Origin of the sequence: Petralouisia muris, from assembly GCF_004793545.1 — a bacterium.
Taxonomy (GTDB): domain Bacteria; phylum Bacillota; class Clostridia; order Lachnospirales; family Lachnospiraceae; genus Petralouisia; species Petralouisia muris.
Genome location: NZ_SRYA01000074.1, coordinates 1 through 23350, shown reverse-complemented (window position 1 = coordinate 23350; position 23350 = coordinate 1). Strand labels below are relative to the sequence as shown.

Here is a 23350-nt window from a genome sequence, read left to right as displayed (position 1 = left end):
AGTAACACAAAAGGGGAAAATACAAAATAAGCTTTTCCGGTTTATCCGGGTTAGGGAAAATAGCGGTAGACAATATAAAATCATGGCTGAATGTCATTGGCATGGAATCCTTTTTTGTCAACAAATTGGCAGATATCGGAGGTATGGTGAAAAAGGAAGCTTGCGTGGAAGGGTATGCAGACCTTGCTTCTGCTTTTACCAAAAAGCTGGAACGTTCCAAGCAAACTTTCCTTGCAGCTAGGACAGAAGAAAACGCATGGGACTTTTACTATAATTACAATATTTTGTATAGACTAAGATATAAAGGTGAAGAAGCTTACCTGGATATGACAAAAGTGGAAGGATTTTTGAGCTACTTTAGTGATTTTGGATATTCTTTAAAAAAAGATGTGGTAAATGAAACCTTTAAAATGTTAGAGGATAAATGTCAATTTACAATGGATGAGGCAGCGGCACTTCCAGAATCCTGTCAGTTTGTAGCAAAATCAGTAATCAGCTGTCCTGTAAATGTCAGTGTGTATGCAGAAAATGGAACCTTAATAACAGAACTTGTGGATGGCACGCAAAGTGATGTGACCAATGAGTATGGACGGTTTGCAGTCGTATACGATTCATATTCTGGTGATTATGAGAAGGTTATCTGTTTGAATTCAGAAGAAAACGTTTCCTTTAAGATTACGGGAGTAGATGATGGTTTGGTGGCAATGGATTTTGCGCAAGCGAAAGATGCAGAAAGCATGGTCTACACATTTAATAATGTTCCTATTAAAACGGATGCTGCTATATACGCTGATGTGAAACAAATTACAGAACAAAAGATTTATCAGATAGACGAAAGTGGCAATGGGGAATTAGACGAAAGACCGATTATAGTTAAATCCGATAATTATGTGCCAGTTGATTCTGTTGTGTTGAGTGAAACTGTTTTGAAATTAAAGGAAGGAGAAAACGCTGGGCTTAAAGTTATGATAAACCCTTCAAATGCCACAGAACAAAAGATTTCTTGGATGTCTGCAAATCCATCCATTGCTGCAATAACAGATGGAAAAGTGACAGCAGTTACGCAAGGAAGTACAGTTATTTATGGCATAGCAATGGATGACAGAGATAAAATTGTTTCCTGTGAAGTGAGTGTAGTAGCAGATATGGGGGATATTCCTGTCTGTGAGGAACATAGCTGGGATGACGGAATTATAACAAAAGAGCTTACCTGTACAGAAAGGGGCGAAAAAACATACACTTGTGTTATATGTGGAGAAACAAAAAACGAAGAAATAAAAGCTACAGGCCATCAAACTAAAGAAGTAAGGAATAAGAAGGATGCAACCTGTAAGGCAGAAGGTTATAGCGGGGACACTTACTGCAAAGATTGCAATAAAAAACTGAACACAGGTCAGGCAATTGCAGCGACAGGGAAGCATACATGGGACAAAGGGAAGGAAAGCAAAGCCTCAAGCTGCACAGAGAAAGGCGAGAAACAATATATCTGCAGCGTATGCGGAGAGACAAAAAAAGAAAGCCTTGAGAAAATCTCCCATGCATATAAAACTACTGTAACAAAGGCGACAACTTCTGAGAATGGCAGCATTACAGAGAAATGTGCTTCCTGTGGGATTGTCAAGAGCAGCAAAACAATCCCTTGTGTAAAGTCGGCGACATTAAGAACTGTTTCCTATACCTATAATGGAAGGGCAAAGAAACCCTCCGTTACGATAAAGGATTCCAGCGGAAAGGTTGTCTCTGCCCATAACTATACCGTAAAATACAAAAATAATAAAAAAATTGGTAAGGCATCCGTAACTATCAAGCTTCAAGGAAATTACACTGGCACTATTAAAAAACCTTTAAAATTGTTCCCAAAGGAACGGCTATATCAGGAAAGGTTATGGCACAATCGAAAGGGTTTACTGTAAAATGGAAGAAACAAAAGAAATCCACGACAGGATATCAGATCCAAGTTTCAACAAATAAAAAATTTGCAAAAAAGGTAACCGTGACAAAAACAGTCAAGAAGAACTCAACCACTAAGCTGGCAATTAAAAGATTAAAGCCAAAGAAAAGGTATTATGTCAGGGTGAGGACATACAAGACTGTGAAGGGCAAAAAGTACTGCTCAGGATGGTCGAAGGTTAAAACAGTAATAACCAAGAAATAAGCACTGTGGGTTTTAATATCCAAAAAGAAAAAATTGCCGTAACCATGGAGAAGGAATTGTGTTTTATTGCAGTTCCTTCTTTCTTTAGGGGGATAATTTTGATACTCATTTTAGGCAGTATTGATTTGCCCAATCTATAGCAAATCGAATAATAAATGGAATGTAAGGTTTGTTAACTTTATGAAGATTGAAGCAATGAAAATAGGAGATGAATTTGCCTTTTTGATTATAAGAAAATATCAGCTTTATTGTCTATCAATGGATACAAGGTAAAATTAAAGCAGGAAAAAGGATAGTTTTTAGTGCATCCAGATTTTGATTTGCCGTATAAATTGCGGAATATGATATTGTCAAGTGTTGAGAAACACAGAGTAAAAAATTTTAATCAATTGCTAAAGGACGGCAAGGTTAAGCACAAAGGAAACATTCGTTGGAAAGATTTTGTTTTCCAAACTCCAGGAATTTACGAAATGCTTGGAATAAAGAGAGATTATTTTGTGGAACGGTTAGAAGATATTTTTCAAAATCCGTTGCTATTCCTGTTCCTTGCGGGATATCAAATTCGTTGTTTGAATGATTGGGGAGAAACCTACTGTGAATAATATGAAGAGGTTGCTAAGCTGATTGAAACAGCAATTATGTCATATGAACAAAAGCAAAAGAGCAATGGATTCACGGAAGAACAGCTTTAACTTTGTTCGTATTTTATTCTTGGCACAAATGTATTTTCATCATTTCGGGAAAATGAAAGAAGAACCGATATGCCAGAGGGAAAAAATAGGTTATTGATATAAATGCGTAGCATTAAAGCTGGAGGGGCTTATTAAATGCTATTTTGACAGGAAAGAGCAGCAGGCAGAAAAAATAGATAGGGAATATGGGGAGGAAAAGGGAAAGAAGATTAATTTTCCAAAACATCTGCAGCAATATTTCTTGGCTTGTATAAATATCACATGCAATTGCCGTTTGTAATGGATGAAAAGAAATGAATGGGCGGAACTTTGTGGAGCAGCGTTAAAATTACTGCTGAGAGTAGCATAGAGAATCCTTACGCGCACAAATGCTGCAAGACGCTTGGAGTAAAGAGCGAGGCGAAACACTATAAATACAAGAAGCCTGGAAACCCGTTCAAGATATATCCAAACCTGCTCATGACCGAGATGCAGATTGACAGGCCATTGCAGTACGTTGTCAGTGACATGACAGCTTTCTATGTGAAGGGTATTTACTATGAGCTTACGCTGTACATGGATCTCTGGAACAACGAGATCCTCACTCATGCCCTCTCGTCCAGGCGGGGCGACCGGATAACATACCTGAGCGGCCTGGATGAACTGATCGGGTTAGAGAAACAATATCCACAGTATGAGCTGGTTCTCCACAGCGACCAAGGCGCAGTCTATGCATCCAAAGCCTTCAACGAATTGTTGCCGATGTACAGCATTACCCGGTCAATGTCAAGAGCCGGAACCCCAACGGACAATGCGGTGATGGAGTCCATCAACGGATGGATCAAGGCAGAAATCTTCATGGATTTTCATGTCACTGGAGAAAGCCCCGTTGAGCAGGAAGTAGCGGCATAGAGGATAGATGGCTATTTGAAACGATATTACACATTTTGCATGGGACTTTATATGAGATTTTTTCTGGATAGACGGAATATAAAGAGGCTGCCAGGGATAGCTTTGAGCGGTTGTTTTCCTTGTATTTATTGTAACTATTCAGGGTACCCTTATTCAAAGATGAAATCAGGATGGCCTGCGATTGCATTTTTTATTGCTTCATAAGCATTGTACCCCTGCTTATGAGCAGTGCCAACGTAGGGCATGATTTTTAGATAATCTCTTGCGCCTTTTTCGGTTCGGAAACAGCCAGATACTTTGGTCTTGACCTTTATCATCCGAAGATCACGCTCCGCCCGATTGTTATCAAACGGAACCTTGAAGTTACGGATAAAAAGGCAGATGGATGCCTTGTAATTCGCAAGGCGGTCTACCAGGGAAAGGATCTTCCCTTTTTTCTTCCGCCCACGCTTTTTTACAATCGTTTCCGGAAGCGGATTTTCTTTCCTTGCCTGCTCGATAAGTTCATCATACTTCTTATCGAACTTATGGTAGTGATAACAGCTCAGGGATGTTTTTCCTTTCCCTACAGCTTTGTCTTTGGCCTTTTTCATTTCCAGTAAAAGGTCTGTAAATGCAGATGTCCATTTCTGTCCGAGGTGGTTTTCGCTTATCCCGGTTAATTCCCTCAGTAGATGGGCACAGCAGACGGCGTGCTGGATATCTGTATAATTCCAATAGGAAGCCCAGCAGCCGTGCACCCCAGTCCCTTTAAAGCCTGTAAGGATGCCACATTGCTCCATGCCCTGCGTTCCGGATTTGGGACTGATATCAAGATAGGTGTATTCGCAGTTTGAGGCATTATGGATCCACCAGAGTTTTTTGTCCACCCTGGTCCCGGTTTCATCGAAATGACCAAGTGCTGAGCCGGCCATTTTTTCCTTGATCTCATTGACGGTGCCACACAGGCTCTCAGCGCATCTTGTAACCATGCTGCTGACCGTCCCTGTTGAAATCGGAATATTGAACACTCCGGAAAGTATCTCATAGGTACGCTTGATGCTGACTGCGCCTACGGTATTTAATGCAACAGACAATGCCTGCAGGTTTTCCCCATACTGTACGGCTGCTTTTACGCCGGAAGGGAAAGCCCCCTGCGGATATCTCCATACAGCATACAGACCGGGATTTCCAATGCCTGGTGCCCCGTAATGTTTACTGTAACGGCAGCGCCAATGACATGGCGTTTCTCAGCGGTACATGCAGTGCCCCGAAGGCGGTTTGGAACTGTTTTGGGAGTTCTTGTTAAGCTGTTCCTTCAGTTCCTGTATGGTCTGGTTGAGCTGTGCAATCAGCTGTGCTTGTGCGATGATTGTAGAATTCAAAGAATCTATGGTTTATTTTAATGAGTCAACCTGCTGTAACAGCTGCTCATTCATTTCGCCTTTTGTCAATCAGGCTACCTTCTTCCGCTAAAATTTGATACCGATATTTTAGCGGAAAACCGGTAAAATAGCGAATTGCCAATATTGCCCCATTCGTCAAAATGGCTGTGGATAAACAGTCTGAGCAAAGAGGAAATACTGGCTGACATCCGGATAAGTTCCGCAAAAAGCGGGTCGTCAGAAAGTAATGGGGGATTTCGAATAAAGTAATCCACAGGTAAAGCCCATTAAGTAGAAACATCGAAAAGTTATCCACTTTTCATAATAAGGAAATACCAAAACAGAATTTTTATTTTCTCTGTTTTGACTAAAAAATCAAGGTCTTTTAAATGGGTACTGTATAGTTAGCAAAATTGAATGTTTATACATGGTGTTTCAAGAGTTGCAGAAAAAGTTTAATTAAAATTCATGTCTTGGTAATACATTGTTCATGGTTTATTCACTCATGTGTTTGTCGTGAATGGATCCTCAGAAATGCTTGACATCCTATCACACTCTGCGAGGGATGTGTGACAGCTTTGACGTTTAAAAAGCTTCCATGAAACTTTGTAAATTGACCTAAGGGGCGGTAGAAATATTTTTTCCATTTTTCTATGGATGCAGGAATGTTTTGCAGCATTGTCATAACCGGGGTAAATCCTTCATACATTATAAAAAAACAGTGTATGAGGGATTTCGTTGAAAGGGTACATAGAAGAACGGGCGATTAATATCGCTAATTATATAATCGAGGAAAACGCCACAGTGAGGCAGACTGCCAAAAAATTTGGAATCAGCAAAAGTACGGTGCATAAAGACGTAACGGAACGTCTTGTGCAGATTAATCCGGCTCTGGCTGCCAGGGCCAGGAAAGTTCTGGATGTGAATAAATCGGAGCGGCACATCCGGGGCGGACTTGCAACCAGGGAGAAATACCTGCATCAAAAAGGAATTGTCTGAAAACATGGGAAAAGCATGGAAAGAACAGAGGAAGACAGGTATCACGGGAAGTCTGTCCCTTTTGGAAAATTAAAATACATCAATAAAACTGATTAAAATTATCACTATACAAGAATGAAAATCTGTGTTAAGATAAAACCCGTGAAAAGCGAGGAAGAGGAAGAGTAGCCGCAGAGAAACTTACAGAGAGCCATGGATTGGTGGAACATGGCAGGGACGATGCGGTGAACTGGCCTTGGAGCTTCCGGCTGAAATTTCTCTGGAATTTTTCTCTGCAGCAGTGTCCGAGTACTTAAGAATCACTGTGCCGGGCAGGAGAGAAACAGTAGGTCAGGACGGGTTCTCCCGTTACAGAGACAGGCATGGAAGTGCTGATGAGAGCATGTGAATACATGAAGCAGAGTGGTAACGCGCAAGATGATAGTGTCTTTCGTCTCTATGATCCCTTATGGAAGCGGATGGTAGGGACGGAAGATTTTTTGGTTGAAATTATTTTGCCTGCCTCTTGAAATTATAAAAATGGAGGACTGAGAATGAAGAATTTTGAGAAATACGAAAGACAATATTTTATGCCGCCTGAGGTAACCTATGATTGGGTAAAAAAAGAATATATTACAAAGCCCCCTGTCTGGTGCAGCGTGGATTTGCGGGATGGTAACCAGGCTTTGATTGAGCCCATGAGTCTGGAGGAAAAACTGGAATTTTTTCAGCTGCTGCTGGATGTGGGATTTAAAGAGATTGAAGTGGGCTTTCCTGCGGCGTCTGAGACAGAGTACAATTTCATGCGGGCATTGATTGATAGGAACATGATACCGGATGATGTTACCGTGCAGGTGCTGACCCAGGCCAGAGAGCATATTATCCGGAAAACTTTCGAAGCAGTAAAAGGCGCTCCCCATGCGGTAGTTCACCTTTATAATTCCACTTCCCTGGCACAGCGGGAGCAGGTGTTTAAAAAAAGCAAAGAAGAAATTAAGGAAATTGCAGTCAGCGGTGCAGAATTGTTAAAAAAGCTGGCAGAGGAAACAGAAGGAAATTTTACCTTTGAATACAGTCCGGAAAGCTTTTCCGGAACAGAAATGGATTATGCTTTGGAGGTGTGCAATGCGGTGCTTGACGTATGGCGGCCCACGCCGGAACAAAAGGCGATTATTAATCTTCCCACAACTGTGGAAAACGCCATGCCCCATATTTTTGCAGGTCAGGTGGAATATATGAGCAAGCATATGAAATACAGGGAAAATGTAGTGCTTTCCCTTCATCCCCACAATGACCGGGGCGTGGGCATCTGTGATGCAGAATTTGGAATTCTGGCAGGCGCAGACCGCATTGAGGGAACTTTGTTTGGAAATGGAGAACGGACCGGAAATGTGGATATTGTCACGTTGGCAATGAATATGTTTTCCCACGGAGTAGATCCAGGGTTGGATTTCAGCAATATGTCCAAAATTGCAGAAACCTATGAACGCTGTACCCGTATGCAGGTTTCACCCAGACAGCCCTATGCCGGAGAATTGGTGTTTACGGCTTTTTCCGGTTCCCATCAGGATGCGATTGCAAAAGGCATGGCATGTCGGGAAAATAATCCCGGGGGTCCCTGGACAGTGCCTTATCTGCCTATTGATCCCAAAGATGTGGGACGCACCTATGATTCTGATGTTATCCGCATTAACAGCCAGTCCGGAAAAGGCGGCGTAGGATATATTCTGAAGCAGAATTACGGAATTACCTTACCAGATAAAATGAAGGAAGAAGTGGGATATACAGTAAAAGGCGTGTCGGATCACCGTCATATGGAACTTTCCCCGCAGTTGGTGTATCAGATTTTTGAAGAGCATTATGTAAATAATACACCCCATTTTCATGTTTCAGAATGTCATTTCAAGCAGAAAAATGGTATTGTGGCTACAGCAGTTCTGGAACATGGGGGCCACAAACGTGACATTGCCGGAAATGGAAACGGACGTTTGGATGCAGTCAGCAATGCGCTGAAGCAGTACTTTAATATCAGCTATGAACTGTCTGTGTACGAGGAGCATTCCCTGTCCAGAGGCTCTTCTGCAAAAGCAGTGTCCTATGTGGGAATTTCCTGCAATAATCAGCTGTACTGGGGCGTGGGCATAGATGAGGATATCATTAAATCTTCCATTGAGGCTCTTTGCGTGGCGGTCAATAAGCTGGAGCCGATTCAGCAGACGGAACAGTGCAGGGACGAACGGCTGAATGAGATTATGAATTATATTCAGGAGCATTATCTGACTGTGACTTTAGATGAACTGACAGAAAAAATGCATTTGTCCAAACCATACCTTTCCAAATATATTAAGGAAAAATCAGGAAAAACCTTTGGCGATATTGTAAAGAACGTGCGCATGAAAAAAGCCCGTACTCTTTTGAAAAATACCAGTATGACGGTGGAAAATATTGCTGACAGCGTAGGATATCAGAATGTGGAGCATTTTAACCGCTTGTTCAAAAGGAAATATGGAATGACGCCGGTACAGTTTAGAAATTCCAGACAGGGAGAGAAATAGGCATAAGGAACAGTTCTGAAAATCCCGACAGTGAGAAGATGGCTTTGGGAAGCAGTTCAGAGATTCCCGGCAAGGGGAAATGGCTTCAGGAAGGAAATTCCGTTAAATCGGGCATTGACAGTTCAGAACAGCAGGTTCTGTTGTCAAATGCTCTGGTTCAGAGCGGCGGATTCTGCTGTCAGATGCGCCGGCTCAGAGCAGTATGGGATGGCTGGAAAATCTGATTTTTCCCATGTAAACAGGAAAGAGCAGTATGGAATGGCTGGAAAATCTGATTTTTCCCTTGTAAACAGGAAAGACCTCCGTTATAATGGGACAAGATAAGAGTTGCAGGAAGGAAATGAGATACAGGAGGGAAAGAATTTGGAGAAAGAAACAGTGATTGTCCTTGATTTTGGAGGACAATATAATCAGCTGATTGCCCGGCGGGTGCGTGAGTGCAGCGTGTACTGTGAAGTGAAGCCATACACAGTAAGCCTGGAAGAAATAAAAGCCATAAATCCCAAGGGAATTATTTTTACCGGCGGGCCAAACAGTGTGTATGATGAAGATTCGCCCAGTTACTCCAGAAAAATATTTGAACTAGGCATTCCAATTCTGGGAATTTGTTATGGTTCTCAACTGATGGCGCATTTGCTGGGAGGAATAGTGAAAACAGCTCCAGTTAGTGAGTATGGACATACGGAGGTGGAGGTGGATACCACAGACATAATATTTCAGGGGGCGTCGCCGAAAAGTGTCTGCTGGATGAGTCATACGGATTATATTGCCCAGGTGCCGGAGGGATTTCATATTACAGCGCATACGCCTGTATGCCCGGTTGCTGCAATGTCGTTTCCAGAGAAAAAACTTTATGCCACTCAGTTTCATCCGGAAGTAATCCATACGCAAGAAGGCTTGAAAATGCTTGAGAATTTTGTTTATCAGGTATGCGGCTGTACTGGAGACTGGAAAATGAATTCGTTTGTGGAGACTGCTATTTACAGCCTGCGGAAAAAAATTGGCAGCGGCAGGGTGCTCTGTGCTTTGTCCGGCGGTGTGGATTCTTCCGTGGCAGCGGTGCTGCTTTCCAAAGCGGTTGGGAAGCAGCTGACCTGCGTCTTTGTAGACCATGGCCTGCTCCGCAAAAATGAGGGAGATGAAGTGGAAGCAGTCTTTGGAACGAAAGGCGCTTATGAATTGAATTTTGTTCGGGTAAATGCCCGACAGCGTTATTATGAGAAATTAAAAGGGATCACAGAGCCAGAAGAGAAACGTAAAATTATCGGTGCAGAGTTTATTCGTGTATTTGAGGAAGAAGCAAAGAAAATCGGTGCGGTGGATTTTCTGGTGCAGGGCACGATTTATCCTGATGTAATTGAGTCGGGGCTTGGCAAGTCTGCGGTGATTAAATCCCATCATAATGTAGGCGGGCTTCCGGATGTGGTGGATTTCAAGGAAATCATTGAACCCCTGCGAATGCTTTTTAAGGATGAAGTGCGTAAAGCAGGGCTGGAGCTTGGGATTCCGGAACATCTGGTATTTCGTCAGCCATTCCCGGGTCCGGGGCTTGGCATCCGTATTGTGGGGGAGGTTACGGAAGAAAAAGTAAGGATTGTTCAGGAAGCAGATTACATTTACAGGGAAGAAATTATCAGGGCTGGCTTGGACAAGGAGTTGGGACAGTATTTTGCGGCGCTGACGAATATGCGTTCAGTGGGAGTAATGGGAGATTTCCGAACTTATGATTATGCTGTGGCATTGCGGGCTGTGAATACTTCTGACTTTATGACTGCGGAGGCAGCCCAGATACCCTGGGAGGTGCTGGGAAAAGTGACTAGCCGAATTGTGAATGAGGTGAAGGGGGTTAACCGGGTGCTGTATGACTGTACGGGGAAGCCGCCGGGAACGATTGAGTTCGAATAAACTAAAATGCTTAGTAAATCCAGTGTTTATGCGGGTTTGCGGGCTTTGGTAAGGTCTTTTGATAACAAAATGATAACAGTCGTTTGCGTGCGATTATTCTTACTGTCAAGTGGTTTGTTGGTGGGGGAATGATTTGCAAGAGGTTTGGACGGCTGAAATAAATCCATATTAGAAACGCCCTTAGCTGTGGGTAGGAACTCATGGCTAAGGGCGTTTTGTTGTGTTTTTTGATTAGTGAATTGGGGTGATGGTTAAAGCGGTTTTTCCATAATGTAATTCGTCAAGGGGATATTTGACCTGATTACCTGCTGTTCTTTAATTATGTTATATCCTCTGTGAAGAAAGAACGGCTTTGCAGTGATGGAAGCATGTGTGGTTATTTTGCTTACCTCAAAAGCGTGTTCCAGTTTATCGCAGATAGCGGCGGCAATCCCTTGGCTTTGATAGTCCTTGTGGACATAAAGTCTGTCAAGGTAGCCTGTTTTGTCAATATCGCCAAACCCTGCTATGATGCCGCCTTTTATGGCAACAAGTGAGAAATGCTCGGATAAAGACAGGTTCCATTCATTTATGTCTACATTGCCAGTTGCCCAGACGTTTAACTGTTGGTCTGTATAGTCTTTGGCATTTATGGAATGGACAGTCTGATAAAACAGCTCCGCTAAGTATTTACAGTCCGAGGGGCGGTATTCTCTGATAATCACGTTTTTTACACCTTCCAATCTGGATTGGTTAGTCTGGCAGCTTGTCTTTGAACGCTTCGACTAAGGCATCGCTCAATTCATCAGAGGGAGATTTCGCCCAATGCTGCGTGGTGTCAAACTTCGGGTAATTGTACCGCCACTGGTCGTAATCTTCCCTGCTGATTTCCTCGGCAGAGAGCTTGTCTGCCTGCTCTTTCCAAGCAGAGAGCATTTTCAGCAGTTCGGCGGCATCCTTATTTTTGTCTTTGTTGACTTTTAAGCGGATTTCACCGTCTGATTCACTGATGGTAAGACCGTAAATGTCCTCAAGGGTAAATAAGGTGTGCATAAGCCCGATGTAACTGTCAATGTCGGGTATGTCAAGAGCCTGCGGCGCAACGTCCAGAGCTTGCGCCAGTGCAGCCGTCAAGTCTGCTTTTGGCTTACGAGAGCCTGTTTCATACTGTGCCAGACGCACGTCTGCGCTCCGTTCGGGAAACCCGACAAGCATGCCAAGATATTTCTGTGTCATGCCCCGCATAATGCGGAAAAAATGTATTCTTTCGCCAATTGCCATGATGTTTCACTCCTTGTTTTTATGTTTATGAGGAGTATAGCATATATGTTTAGATAAAGTCAAGCATAGGAGAAACAAAAAAGTTTAATGTTTTCTTGAAAACCTATTGACAGTAGCAAAAATGTTTAGTATTATGAATTAAGCAAAAACGCTTAGAAAGAGAAAGGAGAGGTTGTATGGATAATAAATTTATCCGTGTGGACGAGGTGGCGCAGGAGCTTTCCATATCGAAGCCTTACGCCTACAAGCTCATTAAAAAGTTGAATGATGAGCTGAAAGAAAAGGGGTTTATCACGATTGCAGGGCGTGTCAACCGCCAGTATTTTGAGGAAAGACTCTATGGGGCGGGAGAAAAACAGGGAAAGGAGATGGTATAAATGCCAGTATTTAAGAACGAGGGCAACGGCACATGGTATGTGATGGCTCGGTATGTGAACTGGAAAGGGGAACGGAAACAGAAATGTAAGCGTGGGTTTGTCACAAAGCGTGAAGCGCAGGAGTGGGAACGGAAATTCCAGTTGCAAAATTCTGCTGACCTTGACATGGATTTTGAAGCATTTACGGAACTTTATGCGAATGATGTCAAGAACCGACTGAAAGAAAACACTTGGCTGACAAAGGAGCATATCATTCGGACGAAGATTCTCCCATACTTCGGAAAAATGAAGATTAGCGGGATTGGTACAAAGGAAATCATCGCATGGCAGAATGAGCTGCTTGCCTACCGTGATGAAAAGCGCAATCCCTATTCGCAGACGTATCTGAAAACTGTCCACAACCAGCTTTCCGCTATCTTCAACCATGCAGTGCGCTATTATGACCTCCGCTCCAACCCTGCGGCAAAGGCGGGGAACATGGGGAGCGAGGAACACAAGGAAATGCTGTTCTGGACAAAAGAGGAATATAAGAAGTTTGCGGATGAAATGATGGACAAGCCAGTTTCCTATTATGCGTTCCAGATGCTTTACTGGTGCGGAATCCGAGAGGGAGAATTATTAGCTTTGACCGCCGCTGATTTCAATTTTGATAAGGAAACGGTCACGATTAACAAATCCTATCAACGCCTGCATGGGGAGGACGTGATTACCTCTCCGAAAACAAAAAAGAGCAACCGCACAATCAAGATGCCAAAGTTTCTCTGTGAGGAAATGCAGGAGTATATCAGTATGCTGTACGGTTTAAAGAAGAAAGACCGCATTTTCACGGTAACAAAGAGTTACCTCCATCACGAGATGGACAGGGGCGCAAAAGCTGCAGGCGTAAAACGTATACGGATTCACGATTTGCGGCATAGCCACATCAGTTTATTGATTGACATGGGATTCTCGGCGGTGGCAATTGCTGACAGAGTAGGGCATGAGAGCATTGAAATCACTTACCGTTACGCTCATTTGTTTCCGTCAAAACAGACAGAAATGGCAGACAGGCTTGACGATTTAGGAAAGGGGGATTTTTAATATGTCGAATAAGAACTTAGATAACTGCAACCGATGGAGAAATAAAACTGTTGCTTTTCGGGTATCTCCCGAAGAAAATGAGCGGATTGACAAAGCGGTGCGGCTTTCGGGGCTTACCAAGCAGGACTATATCACAAGGCGGCTCTTATGCCAAGACGTGGTCGTGCAAGGCAATCCGAGGGTGTATAAGGCTCTCCGCAATGAACTTGCCGCCGTCCTTGCAGAATTGCAGAGGATTGAAGCGGGCGGCGTAAATGAAGAACTGCTTGACACAATCGAACTGATTGCCGTTATCCTCGGCGGTCTGAAAGGAGAGTGTGAAGATGGCGAATAAAAAAGAAATGGCTCCCCCAAATGTATCTGTTAGCGCAGATACGGAGCAGCCAATTCAAAAATGTACTGACCATAGTATATCCAACTATGACGAAAATATCAATAGTTTTGAGGAAATGCAGAGGGAAATGCTGCGACAGCTAGACCCGTCCTATCTGAAAACCGTATCTATGGCGGCACTTTATGATACGGTATTTGATATACAGCCGCCGCTGATTGATGGTCTGCTCCAAAGGGGAACCTACCTTTTCGTAGGCTCTCCAAAGGTGGGGAAAAGTTTTATGATGGCTCAGATTGCCTACTATATCAGCATTGGAATGCCGTTGTGGGAATACAAGGTGCGGAAAGCGACGGTTTTATATTTTGCGCTTGAAGATGATTACCCACGTCTGCAGAAACGGCTGTTCCAGATGTTCGGTGCAGAAGAAACAGGCAACCTATATTTTGCAACAGAGTGTAAAACGGTCAATGGCGGTTTGGAAGAACAAATCAGAGGGTTTATGCAGGAACATCCCGAAACTGGTTTAATAATCATAGACACCTTAAAGCGTGTCCGTGAAGCTGGCGGTGCAGATTACAGTTACGCAAGCGACTATGACATTGTGGCAAGGCTCAAAGCATTGGCAGACAGTTACAAAGTTACGATGCTCATTGTCCATCACACCCGAAAGCAGAAAGCGGAAGATATTTTTGATATGATTTCGGGAACAAATGGACTGATGGGTGCAGCAGACGGAGCATTTGTTCTCAGCAAGGAAAAGCGAATTTCCAATAACGCCACGCTTGATGTGGCAGGCAGAGACCAGCAGGATATGAAAGTCCATCTTGTGAGAGATGCCGAGCGTTTGGTGTGGAACTTTGAAAAATCGGAAACAGAGCTGTGGAAAGAGCCGCCAGAGCCTTTACTTGAAAAAATAGCAGCTACTCTTTTTTCGGAGAGTGACAGATGGGAGGGGACAGCTTCGGAGCTTTGTGAAAGGCTCGGCGTGGATATAAAACCGAATGTGCTTTCCCTTAGGCTTAGCATCAACGCAAGCAAACTGTTCCGTGATTACGGTATCCGCTATCAGAACAGCCGTACCCACAATGGCAGAAAAGTTTCGCTTTGGAAAGAAACCGATGAAGCGGTGTGACAAACGGTGTCAAAGGTGTCAATGTTTTGAGAGCGGAGGCGGTATCTCAAACATTGTCACCACCGTCACACATTGACACCGTTTGAAGTTTGGCGGAGAGTGCAGAGAGTGCCTTTTCAAAGGCGGCTCTTTGCCCCTCGGAGAGCGCAAAACCTGCTTGCAGGTTGCATTTTTGTTGGCAAAGCCGACAAAAGTGCTTTTGCGTTACTTTCGGGAAAGTAACAAAGCCTACCAGCCGAAAAGAAAGGATGTGATTTTATAAGACGGACAATTAGCGCAATGGTGGGGAAAGTCTCGGTCAACCATAACAGCCGCAAATTCAAGGCTGAAAATGTGGATGGTGAGCGTTCACATCTTAATGTAGTTTATTGCAACGAGAGCATCAAGAAAGTGTATCATAAACTATTTGATGAAGCCTTACAAAGGTACAATGAAAGGCAGACGAGGGCAGACCGCCGCATTGCCGATTATTACGAGAAGATACGGAACTCAAAACAGGAAAAGCCGTTCCATGAGCTGATTTTGCAGATTGGGGATAAGGAAAATATGGGTGCGGGAAGTGAAAATGGACAGCTTGCAAGAAAAATTTTAGACGAATATTATCATGGATTTCAAGAGCGAAATCCTAACCTCTTTGTATTTTCCGCTCATATCCATATGGATGAGGCAACGCCACATCTGCATATTGATTTTGTTCCATTCACGACTGGCAGCAAAAGAGGATTAGATACGAGAGTGTCTTTGAAGCAGGCGTTGGCGGCGCAGGGATTTAAAGGCGGCTCCCGTGGCGATACGGAGTGGAGCCAGTGGGTACAGTCCGAAAAAGAGAACCTTGCCGCTGTGATGGGGCGGCATGACATTGAATGGGAGCATAAAGGCACGCATGAGAAACATTTATCCGTTCTTGATTACAAAAAGCAGGAGCGGGAAAAAGAGGTCATCCAGCTTGAGGGACAGATTTCAGAGAAAAAAGAGGAATTTCAAGTATTGTCGGACAGGGTGGAGAATTACGACAAAGGAATGGAAAACCTAAAAACTCTGGAACAGGTGCTTGACACTTCCCCAGAATACCAGTTGCCAGAGCCGCAGGGGTTCATGTCGGCGAAGTCATATAGAAATAAAGTGGCAGAGCCTTTGGTGCAAAAGCTGAAATCGCTTGTTAAAACAGCTTTTATAAGGTGCTTTGAAGCGTGGGACAGCTACTATCGACTGAATGTTACAAACAGTAATCTTCATCGTGAGAATGAGGGGTTAAGGAAAACCAATGAGAAACTGGCAGGGGAAAATGAAAACCTCCGTGTGCAAAACAAAGATTATAAGCTGCTCCGTAAGGCATTTGGGAGTAAGCAGATGGACAGCCTTTTAGAGCAGGTAAAAGCATCACAAAAATCAAAACAGCGTGAGAAATGCTTTAAAAACAACAAAGAGGAAAGGTAGGAAACATTATGGAAAACAGGATTTATGACGAAAATAACGGTCTTTGGTATGTAAGGCAAGGCGAATACTATCTCCCAGAGCTTGCATTACCTCCCGAAGAAGAAAAGCCGATTGGTATTTGGGGACAGCGACATTTGCAGTATCTAAAAGAGCATAAGCGGCTTGTTTATATCAATCTGCTGACAAGCGGCAGGCTGAACGAATACCTTGCAAGCGTAGATGAACAGGCAGAGGATTTGTTTTCTCGGCTGGTAAAAGAATATGCCGAAAGGCAGGGGGTGACGGAACAGCTAAAGGCAGAAAATCAGCTTTTATGGGTTCAAAAAATGAATAATATTCAGGCTTGTGTGAGGGAGGTTGTGGAGAGCGAGTTTATCTATTCGTAGTGATAAGTGGCACTCCTGCAATATGTGGGAGTGCCGTTGAATTAAGCAAAAGCAGTTCGGGGAATTGAAAAATCTTATAAATTCGTGTATACTTAAAAAAGAAATTAGACTGAGAAATCGGGATTGTGATTTTCAAATGGGAGGTAAAATATGCGTCGTTCAGATAGAGAAGTTAAGGAATTTGAAGATATTGTAGCCATCATGGAAAAATGTGATGTGTGCCGAATTGCTTTAAACAATAATGGCTATCCGTATATATTACCACTCAATTTTGGGATATGTATAAAAGAAGATAAAATTGAGTTGTATTTTCATGGAGCTATGGAGGGAACAAAGTTTGATTTAATCGAAAAGGATAATAGAGCTAGTTTTGAAATGGATTGTGAGCATAAATTGGTAACAGAAATTGAACGTGGGAGTTGTACAATGGAGTATAAAAGCGTTATAGGACAGGGATACATTAAAATGCTTTCTGATGATGAAAAATATGATGCTTTATGTATTTTGATGAAGCATTATCATCAAGAAGATTTTTCGTTTAACAAATCAGTAATGCCTCATACAAAAGTTTTCAAGCTAGTGGTAGAGAAAGTAACAGGTAAAGTAAGAATGAAGAAAAATGATAAACAATAAAAATCCGTTTTTTTATACTGGAAAATCGGGAATTATGGAGGAAAAGAAAATGGCATTTAAGTTAGATAGCGTTGTACCTTGGGGCAGAAATATGGAAGAATACAAATTGATGTTCCGTTTAGAGGATAATGATATGTCAAAAAAAATTGCAGGGTTTGGCGATGGTCCAGCTTGTTTTAATTATGAGATGACTGAAAGAAATGGAAGTGTGATTTCATTTGATTTGATATATCAGTTTTCAAAAGAGGATATAGAAAAACGTATTGAGGAAGTCCGAACTACAGTAATGCAGCAAATGAGGGAAAATATGGATAACTATGTGTGGAAGAACATTAAAAGCTTAGAAGAACTTGAAAGTACCCGTATGTCTGCTATGAGAAAATTTTTGTCTGATTATGAAAAGGGAAAAGCAGAGGGGCGTTATGTATTCCATGAACTGCTTGATAAATTACCCTATGGAGCAGATTACTTTGATATTGGGTTGAGTTCTCATTTCCTGCTAATGTATACATCATTAGGATATGATTTTCATATAGCATCCATGACAGAAATGCTTAGAGTATGTAAAGAAATTAGAATTTTCCCAATTGTAGATTTGGATGCAAATAAGACAGACTTAATTAAAAACGTAATAGATTACTTCCAAAGGGATTATAATGTGGAAATTGTTAAGACAGAATATGAGTTCCAAAAGGGAGATAATAAATTATTGATTATAAAAAATAGGGATGTGATTTAGGAATAATGAGGTTTTAAAAAGATATGGATTATAAAATTCGGGAAATTAGAAAATATGAATATCCAATATTATCTGATTTTTTGTATGAAGCAATTTTTATTCCAGAGGGCATGGATAAGCCGCCAAAATCTATTATCAAACAGCCGGAGTTACAAGTATATATTAAAGATTTCGGAAAAGCAGACGATTTGTGCTTGGTTGTGGAAATAAAAGAGAAGATTGTGGGTGCAGTATGGGTGCGTATTATGAACAATTACGGGCGTATTGATGATAAAACGCCCTCATTTGCCATATCACTGTATGAGGAATACAGAAATTTGGGTATTGGTACAGCACTTATGGGAGCTATGTTGCAACTTCTAAGAGTGAAAGGATATAAGCAGACATCTCTATCTGTGCAGAAGGCGAATTATGCAGTCAATATGTATAGAAAAGCAGGATTTGAAGTGGTTGACGAGAACAAAGAAGAATACATAATGATTTGCAAATTATGATAAAGTAGTGTTTTTGGGCTATTGCATTTCTTAACAAAATCGCTTATAATTTAAACCATAGCATATAGCTATTATCCGCAGTTACAGAGCATATGTTATCAACAGCGATAACAAAATGATAACATTAGCTCATATAGGCAGGATAATATGGGTATATCAAATAATCAAGAGATTTACATACTCGACAGAGAATAATTCCTAAACAAAATCAGTTAGGAAAAGTCGAGTTCGAATAACGGAATTTTAGTCCGAGAATCCTTTGAAATATAGGGTTTTCGGACTTTTGTTTTTATCTGTGATGTTAATATGATGTTAAAAAATGAGGTATATTATTTTCACTACTCAAAGAGGAATGCGGTTGAAATTCTTCTCAAAATATGGTAGTATCTTTTTGGGATTGCCAGGATGGTAGGCGGTTAACCCTCTCCGGAGGGACTGTGACCCTCCGTGTACATAGAAACCTGTAAGGGAATCTGGGAAAGGAGGGCTGAGCCATATGGATATTTCAGGACTTATCGCAGTGTTAAGTTTCGGCTTAACCTGCTTTGGGATTGGATATACACTCGGTAAAGATAGTAAAAAGACACAGAAATAGCCGCCCTCCCGTGACAAGGTAAGCGGCTTTTCTGTAAACTTATGAATCGGGCTAACCGTCTATCGGCAGTCCCCGAGGGTGTCTGTTACCAGCAGGCGCCTCTCTTTATCTAAAGAATAGCATAAAGCGGCAGAAAGTTCAAGGAATTTCTTCCATCGGAGTTGCTTTCCGGAACTGGTTGAGCCGTTCAGCAAGCTGCTGATCCTTGTCTGGATACAGGTGGGAATAAGTATCCAACGTGGTTTTTACGGATTCATGTCCCAGACGGTTTGATATTTCTAACGGGCTGAATCCCATTTCAACCAGCATACTGGCATGGGAGTGCCTCAGGTCGTGGACTCTGATTGGCGGAAGCCCTGCTTTATCGGCAGCTTTCTTAATCTCCTTTTCAAGAGCGGATTTCGTGAAATAGAATATCCTATCTCCATTCTGAATTCCGTATAATTTGGATATGTAATCACAGATGTCATTATATAAAAAATCCGGAATTGCTATGCAGCGTTTGGCTTTTTGGGTTTTTGGCTCCAAAAATAACTCTTGCCCATTTACTTTTGCATAGTTTTTATTGATATCGATCCGCTTTGAAGGAAGGATGTCTGCAGGAGTGAGGGCAAGCAGCTCCCCGGAGCGCATTCCGGTATAAAACAGCACATCAAAGGCCAGCTTTACGGAGGGTTTCTGTATGGAGCCGGAAAATTTCTCATATTGTTCCTGGGTCCAAATATTCATTTCATCCGCTTTGCTTTTTCCAATGCTTCCAGCAGCTCTGCAGGGATTGGAAGCAAGCCCGTAATGGGCCACGGCATAATTCATTAATGCCGAAAGCTGATTATTGACCGTTTTTAAATATGTTTGAGAGAACGGCTTTCCGTTATCATCCCGGTAGGAAAGAAGTTCATTTTGCCATTTGCGAATTTTGACGGTGTCAATGTCACATACTTTTAAATTTTCGAAATAAGGCAGCAGCTTGCCTGTTATGATAAACTTCTTATTTTCCATTGTGGTGGGTTTTAAACGGTGGGACATATCTTCCAGATAGTTTTCTACCAAGGAAGAAAAGAGGATGTCGCTGGTATTCTTCTCCTGATCCAAAAATGACCGTTCATACTCCTTTGCTTCCCTCTGTGTCTTAAATCCACGTTTACAGATGTGTTTCTTTTTCCCGGTCCAGTCGGTGTAGTAAAAATTGGCATACCACATGATTTTTCCGCTTTTGAGGGTATATTTGTATGCAGGCATGATTTATCTCCTATATGCGTTGCAGAAAAATAATAACAAGTTGCTTTAAATAATTATCTTGAAAAGTTGCAGTAATGTGTTATAATGTACTTAACAAGACAGCCGGAAGGTGAATGCACCTCACCTGCTCTGGCGAATTAAGACTTTAAAAAAATAGCTGTCCAATCGGCCAAGATTTAGGGACGGCTATTTTTTATGGTTGACATAATCTAAAATGGCGACAATTAAAATTGCTATTGTTAAAAGTACCATAAATTCTTCGTATGTACTCATAAAACCACCCTTTCTGACAAGACTCAGAGCGGATGGGAGCACGTCCCCCCGGCTGCCCAGTTAAGGACATTATTCAGTTTATAAAATAGTCTTGAAAAGTTACAGTAATTTGTTATAATGTACTTAACAAGGTAGCCGGAAGGTGAGTGGCAGTCACCTGACCCGGCGAATATGAATTAAGTTAAAAAATAGCCGTTATTCTCGCCAAAGAACAGGACGGCTATTTTTTATGTCTGTGGTTATCTATGTCAGTCGATATAAACAAGTGGTATAATGAGTTCAATTTCCACCCTTAAAAAGGCCGCCTCCAATACCTATAGATATATTAGGAGAATTCGTTTGTGATACAGTTTTATAACCATTGACATCAATTTCTCCAGTTGCTCTATTAAATTTTACATTTATATTCATGTTTTCAGTCACATCAATGTTTGTCTGCGTTTTTCTTATACCTGAAGAAAATACCATAGTGTGAGCGCCGGTTGTTAAAGGGACAGTTATGCTGCTGTTTTTTTCTAAAATATATTCATTCGTAGTATCCACTGTTACTTTTATTTTTGGATTTACGAGAAACCATTGTTTCTCTCTTGTGATTATGACATCATAAGTGCCACGATCTTCCAGCCTTAATGGCATACCACAATTTGGGCAAATAGTTGCTTTGTCTGAAATTTCTTTTCCACATTCTGAACATTTAATTAAAGCCATATATTATTCTCCTTTTTGATTTTTTCTTTGGGTGCTTAAAAAGTCTATTTTATCGGATTTTCTGTATTGCAAAATAATTGATTCGTATTATTATATTTCACTTTTTTTATCAGTCTGCTATAACGAAGAAAATCTTTCAACAGTTCTTTTTCTTCTCCCTCATATCCCATTTTTTTATAAATATTGCGCTGAAGACAGCCAGAGTTTTGTGATATGTAAGCTAAAGTTTCTGTTGCAATTTTTTTATAAGATTCAAAATTAGTAAGAGCTTTTGAACCGTTTTCAGGAAAGTAAGCATTTGAATCAATGCATTTCTTGATAATTTTTTCTGCCTTATCCCATTTTCCCAATTGCATATAAAGGTCAGGGAGCAAATCTCGACAAGCTAATTCATCTGGTGCTGAAAAATTAGCAGAAATATATGGTTCAATAAATTCAGGTAACTTTTTCAAATCTGATTCACATAGACGTATTTGCTTATCTATATCTTTTTCTGTATACAATTCCTGCTGGTGTTTATAGAATAGTGAAGTGCATTTGGCAGGAAGAACGAAGTCATTTTTATTGCTTATTATTGCATTGGGAGGTAAATCATCTTTAAGATAATATTCGTAGACGCAGGAACAGCTTGGGCATAAAGGTAATTTGGGAGCGTCACTACTTAAAAATATCTTACCTTCAAATTGAGCGCACATAGGGCATACGTTTTCGTCACTTGCAGTAGATAGCATAACGTATTCTGCTCCTAAATCAATACCGGTTTGCTTTTTAAATTGTGCGCCTGGTGATTTCGAACCGTTAAAGTCTATTTCTATAGAAAGTTCAGATTCTTCTATTGGAGGTTGCTTTCTACGAAAAAGGTTAAAAATGTTCATATGTAATTCTCCAATCCTTATATTTATTTATCATTTCCCTCGTCGGCTCCGGTACCATTCGAAGCCAATTATTTTACCGAGTTTGTAGTTCCAGTTTTCTTAAATGGGTTATCCGCTGCAACGGATTCCTCATAGCATTCTAAATATCCTTCCATCTTTGATTTGAATTCGATTTGTTTTTTTTCAGGAAGGCGGTGAATAAGAGATAGCCATTCTGCATCATTTAATGTTAATGTGTTGCTTTTTGGAGGTTCACTCCCTAGAAGTAAAAAATCAGTGCTAACATGAAAATATTTTGCAATTTTAATGATTGCATCAGTTGAAGGTTTTTGAAGGCCTTTTCTCCACTTTCCAATAATTCCATTTCCTATAGATAATTCCTTACATATAGCGGAATCGCTCATATTTGAATTGTCAATTAAGTTTAATATTCTATCAATCATAATAAAAATATAGATAATTCTCTAAAATAATGTTGACAAATAGCGAAAACGCTATTATACTAACAACATACAACAACAAGTTACAGTTATAAATTACACTAACTTCTGGCAAAGACCAGAGAAAGGAGCAACATATGGATAAACCACAGCTAACGGATATGGACATATATTGCATGACAAGAATGATCCAAAATTCCTTCCAAGCACCGGAGGAGAAGGATATAACTAATACGTCCCGCCCATTTTATGGGTGCATGTATTGCAAATATGCTTTTGTATGCCGGAGCTATGGATCTACCAAGCCTAATTTCAAAATAGTTTTTGAGAAGTTGAAAAATCTAACGGGAATCCCAGTTGGAACATACTTCCCTGGAAACGACCCAGAAGGCATTGGCAGCGTATTCTTTCCAAATTCCTATTATGTGGAGCATCCAGAGATGCTAAATGAATTGGAGAGAATTCATCCAAAGAGCATGATGGATGGTTTCAAGGCAAGCCTGGATAAGGTCATAGCCTGTTCCAAAGAAAATCCTGATTAAAAACAGGGCATTCATCTGGATTCACGCTGCGGCCGCATTCGGAATGGTGTGGGCATAAATTTTCCGTTGGAGTTGCATATATATCTGCGCCAACGAAACCGCAATTCGTGAAAATGGCGGGTATGGATACTTCTTCATTGAAGTGTGGGCAGAAACCGTTGACATTGGCAGTTTTTGTCATTGGTAAATCTCCTTCTATTTATTTATTTCCGGGTTGTCCGTCCTGCCTAATAGATAGTCAATGGAGCAATCTAAGCAGTCAGCAA

At 41.4% G+C, this 23350-nt stretch carries 27 protein-coding genes and 1 other annotated feature; of the genes, 18 read left to right on the top strand and 9 right to left on the bottom strand.

All coding sequences use genetic code 11. The features are described 5' to 3' along the window. The first annotated feature begins 143 nt into the window (after positions 1-143). The 4 genes from E5329_RS23310 to E5329_RS23295 all read left to right on the top strand — a co-directional run bounded on the left by E5329_RS23310 (position 144) and on the right by E5329_RS23295 (position 3738). Complete coding sequence (locus E5329_RS23310) at positions 144-1913, top strand: Ig-like domain-containing protein (RefSeq protein WP_168356738.1); 1770 nt, start codon at positions 144-146, stop codon at positions 1911-1913. Beyond that, a complete protein-coding gene (locus E5329_RS23305) occupies positions 1886-2155 on the top strand; it encodes a fibronectin type III domain-containing protein (protein ID WP_135991696.1) in 270 nt (89 codons plus the stop codon). The genes E5329_RS23310 and E5329_RS23305 overlap by 28 nt, the downstream gene beginning before the upstream one ends. Before the next feature lie 302 nt (positions 2156-2457). After that, the gene (locus E5329_RS23300) at positions 2458-2757 is read left to right on the top strand and encodes a hypothetical protein (protein WP_135991695.1); all 300 of its coding nucleotides are present in this window, start codon (positions 2458-2460) and stop codon (positions 2755-2757) included. 387 nt (positions 2758-3144) lie between these two features. After that, positions 3145-3738, top strand: coding sequence for a DDE-type integrase/transposase/recombinase (locus E5329_RS23295; protein ID WP_275443653.1), 594 nt, complete (start codon positions 3145-3147; stop codon positions 3736-3738). Between the two features lie 149 nt (positions 3739-3887). On the opposite strand, the gene tnpC is transcribed toward E5329_RS23295, so the two are convergent. Then, positions 3888-4898 carry an IS66 family transposase gene (tnpC, locus tag E5329_RS23290; protein ID WP_275443654.1) on the bottom strand — a complete coding sequence of 337 codons (1011 nt, stop codon included), beginning with the start codon at positions 4896-4898 and terminating at the stop codon, positions 3888-3890. Between the two features lie 69 nt (positions 4899-4967). Continuing rightward, positions 4968-5102, bottom strand: a complete 135-nt coding sequence (locus tag E5329_RS32310; RefSeq protein WP_275443652.1) for a DUF6444 domain-containing protein — start codon at positions 5100-5102, stop codon at positions 4968-4970. Positions 5103-5840: 738 nt separating this feature from the next. Here E5329_RS32310 and spoIIID point away from each other — a divergent pair. From spoIIID to guaA, 4 genes are all read left to right on the top strand, one after another. Continuing rightward, the gene (gene spoIIID / locus E5329_RS23285) at positions 5841-6101 is read left to right on the top strand and encodes a sporulation transcriptional regulator SpoIIID (protein WP_135991693.1); all 261 of its coding nucleotides are present in this window, start codon (positions 5841-5843) and stop codon (positions 6099-6101) included. Positions 6102-6243: 142 nt separating this feature from the next. Further along, positions 6244-6542: a binding site (T-box leader), on the top strand. A gap of 92 nt (positions 6543-6634) precedes the next feature. Beyond that, on the top strand, positions 6635-8635 hold the full coding sequence (locus E5329_RS23280; RefSeq protein WP_135991692.1) for a 2-isopropylmalate synthase: 2001 nt from the start codon (positions 6635-6637) through the stop codon (positions 8633-8635). Between the two features lie 44 nt (positions 8636-8679). Then, positions 8680-8859: a hypothetical protein gene (locus E5329_RS23275; RefSeq protein WP_135991691.1), complete on the top strand. Its 180-nt coding sequence runs from the start codon at positions 8680-8682 to the stop codon at positions 8857-8859. Positions 8860-8998: 139 nt separating this feature from the next. Then, complete coding sequence (gene guaA, locus E5329_RS23270; protein WP_135991690.1) at positions 8999-10540, top strand: glutamine-hydrolyzing GMP synthase; 1542 nt, start codon at positions 8999-9001, stop codon at positions 10538-10540. A 251-nt stretch (positions 10541-10791) separates the two neighbouring features. On the opposite strand, the gene E5329_RS23265 is transcribed toward guaA, so the two are convergent. After that, entirely contained in the window at positions 10792-11244 is a 453-nt protein-coding gene (locus tag E5329_RS23265; RefSeq protein ID WP_135991689.1) for a GNAT family N-acetyltransferase, read from the bottom strand. 28 nt (positions 11245-11272) lie between these two features. Then, positions 11273-11800: a helix-turn-helix domain-containing protein gene (locus E5329_RS23260; RefSeq protein WP_135991688.1), complete on the bottom strand. Its 528-nt coding sequence runs from the start codon at positions 11798-11800 to the stop codon at positions 11273-11275. A gap of 176 nt (positions 11801-11976) precedes the next feature. Between E5329_RS23260 and E5329_RS23255 the strand changes: the two genes are divergently transcribed. The 9 genes from E5329_RS23255 (at position 11977) to E5329_RS23215 (ending at position 18412) form a co-directional block, all read left to right on the top strand. Further along, complete coding sequence (locus tag E5329_RS23255) at positions 11977-12177, top strand: helix-turn-helix transcriptional regulator (RefSeq protein ID WP_135976586.1); 201 nt, start codon at positions 11977-11979, stop codon at positions 12175-12177. Continuing rightward, positions 12178-13257: a site-specific integrase gene (locus E5329_RS23250; protein WP_135991687.1), complete on the top strand. Its 1080-nt coding sequence runs from the start codon at positions 12178-12180 to the stop codon at positions 13255-13257. It abuts the gene before it with no gap. A 1-nt stretch (position 13258) separates the two neighbouring features. Then, complete coding sequence (locus E5329_RS23245) at positions 13259-13591, top strand: plasmid mobilization protein (protein ID WP_135991686.1); 333 nt, start codon at positions 13259-13261, stop codon at positions 13589-13591. Next, positions 13581-14723 (top strand): AAA family ATPase, encoded by a 1143-nt coding sequence (locus E5329_RS23240; protein ID WP_135991685.1) that lies wholly within the window; start codon positions 13581-13583, stop codon positions 14721-14723. Before E5329_RS23245 ends, E5329_RS23240 begins: the two co-directional genes overlap by 11 nt. A 279-nt stretch (positions 14724-15002) precedes the next feature. Then, a complete protein-coding gene (locus E5329_RS23235; protein WP_135991684.1) occupies positions 15003-16160 on the top strand; it encodes a plasmid recombination protein in 1158 nt (385 codons plus the stop codon). 8 nt (positions 16161-16168) lie between these two features. Continuing rightward, positions 16169-16546 carry a TnpV protein gene (locus tag E5329_RS23230; RefSeq protein WP_135991683.1) on the top strand — a complete coding sequence of 126 codons (378 nt, stop codon included), beginning with the start codon at positions 16169-16171 and terminating at the stop codon, positions 16544-16546. A 150-nt stretch (positions 16547-16696) separates the two neighbouring features. After that, positions 16697-17179 (top strand): pyridoxamine 5'-phosphate oxidase family protein, encoded by a 483-nt coding sequence (locus E5329_RS23225; protein WP_135991682.1) that lies wholly within the window; start codon positions 16697-16699, stop codon positions 17177-17179. Between the two features lie 49 nt (positions 17180-17228). After that, a complete protein-coding gene (locus tag E5329_RS23220) occupies positions 17229-17918 on the top strand; it encodes an SAM-dependent methyltransferase (protein WP_135991681.1) in 690 nt (229 codons plus the stop codon). A 23-nt stretch (positions 17919-17941) separates the two neighbouring features. After that, positions 17942-18412: a GNAT family N-acetyltransferase gene (locus E5329_RS23215; RefSeq protein ID WP_135991680.1), complete on the top strand. Its 471-nt coding sequence runs from the start codon at positions 17942-17944 to the stop codon at positions 18410-18412. Positions 18413-19145: 733 nt separating this feature from the next. Here E5329_RS23215 and E5329_RS23210 read toward each other — a convergent pair. The 5 genes from E5329_RS23210 to E5329_RS23195 form a co-directional block, all read right to left on the bottom strand. Next, the gene (locus tag E5329_RS23210; RefSeq protein ID WP_135991679.1) at positions 19146-20246 is read right to left on the bottom strand and encodes a site-specific integrase; all 1101 of its coding nucleotides are present in this window, start codon (positions 20244-20246) and stop codon (positions 19146-19148) included. A 186-nt stretch (positions 20247-20432) separates the two neighbouring features. Further along, positions 20433-20519 (bottom strand): putative holin-like toxin, encoded by an 87-nt coding sequence (locus E5329_RS32665; protein WP_408634690.1) that lies wholly within the window; start codon positions 20517-20519, stop codon positions 20433-20435. 279 nt (positions 20520-20798) lie between these two features. Then, complete coding sequence (locus tag E5329_RS23205) at positions 20799-21227, bottom strand: zinc ribbon domain-containing protein (RefSeq protein ID WP_135991678.1); 429 nt, start codon at positions 21225-21227, stop codon at positions 20799-20801. A 44-nt stretch (positions 21228-21271) separates the two neighbouring features. After that, positions 21272-22102, bottom strand: a complete 831-nt coding sequence (locus E5329_RS23200) for a hypothetical protein (protein WP_135991677.1) — start codon at positions 22100-22102, stop codon at positions 21272-21274. Positions 22103-22170: 68 nt separating this feature from the next. Further along, positions 22171-22545: a helix-turn-helix domain-containing protein gene (locus E5329_RS23195; RefSeq protein WP_135991676.1), complete on the bottom strand. Its 375-nt coding sequence runs from the start codon at positions 22543-22545 to the stop codon at positions 22171-22173. 134 nt (positions 22546-22679) lie between these two features. On the opposite strand from E5329_RS23195, the gene E5329_RS23190 reads away from it, so the two are divergent. Continuing rightward, positions 22680-23084, top strand: coding sequence for a hypothetical protein (locus E5329_RS23190; protein ID WP_135991675.1), 405 nt, complete (start codon positions 22680-22682; stop codon positions 23082-23084). Positions 23085-23350: the final 266 nt, after the last annotated feature.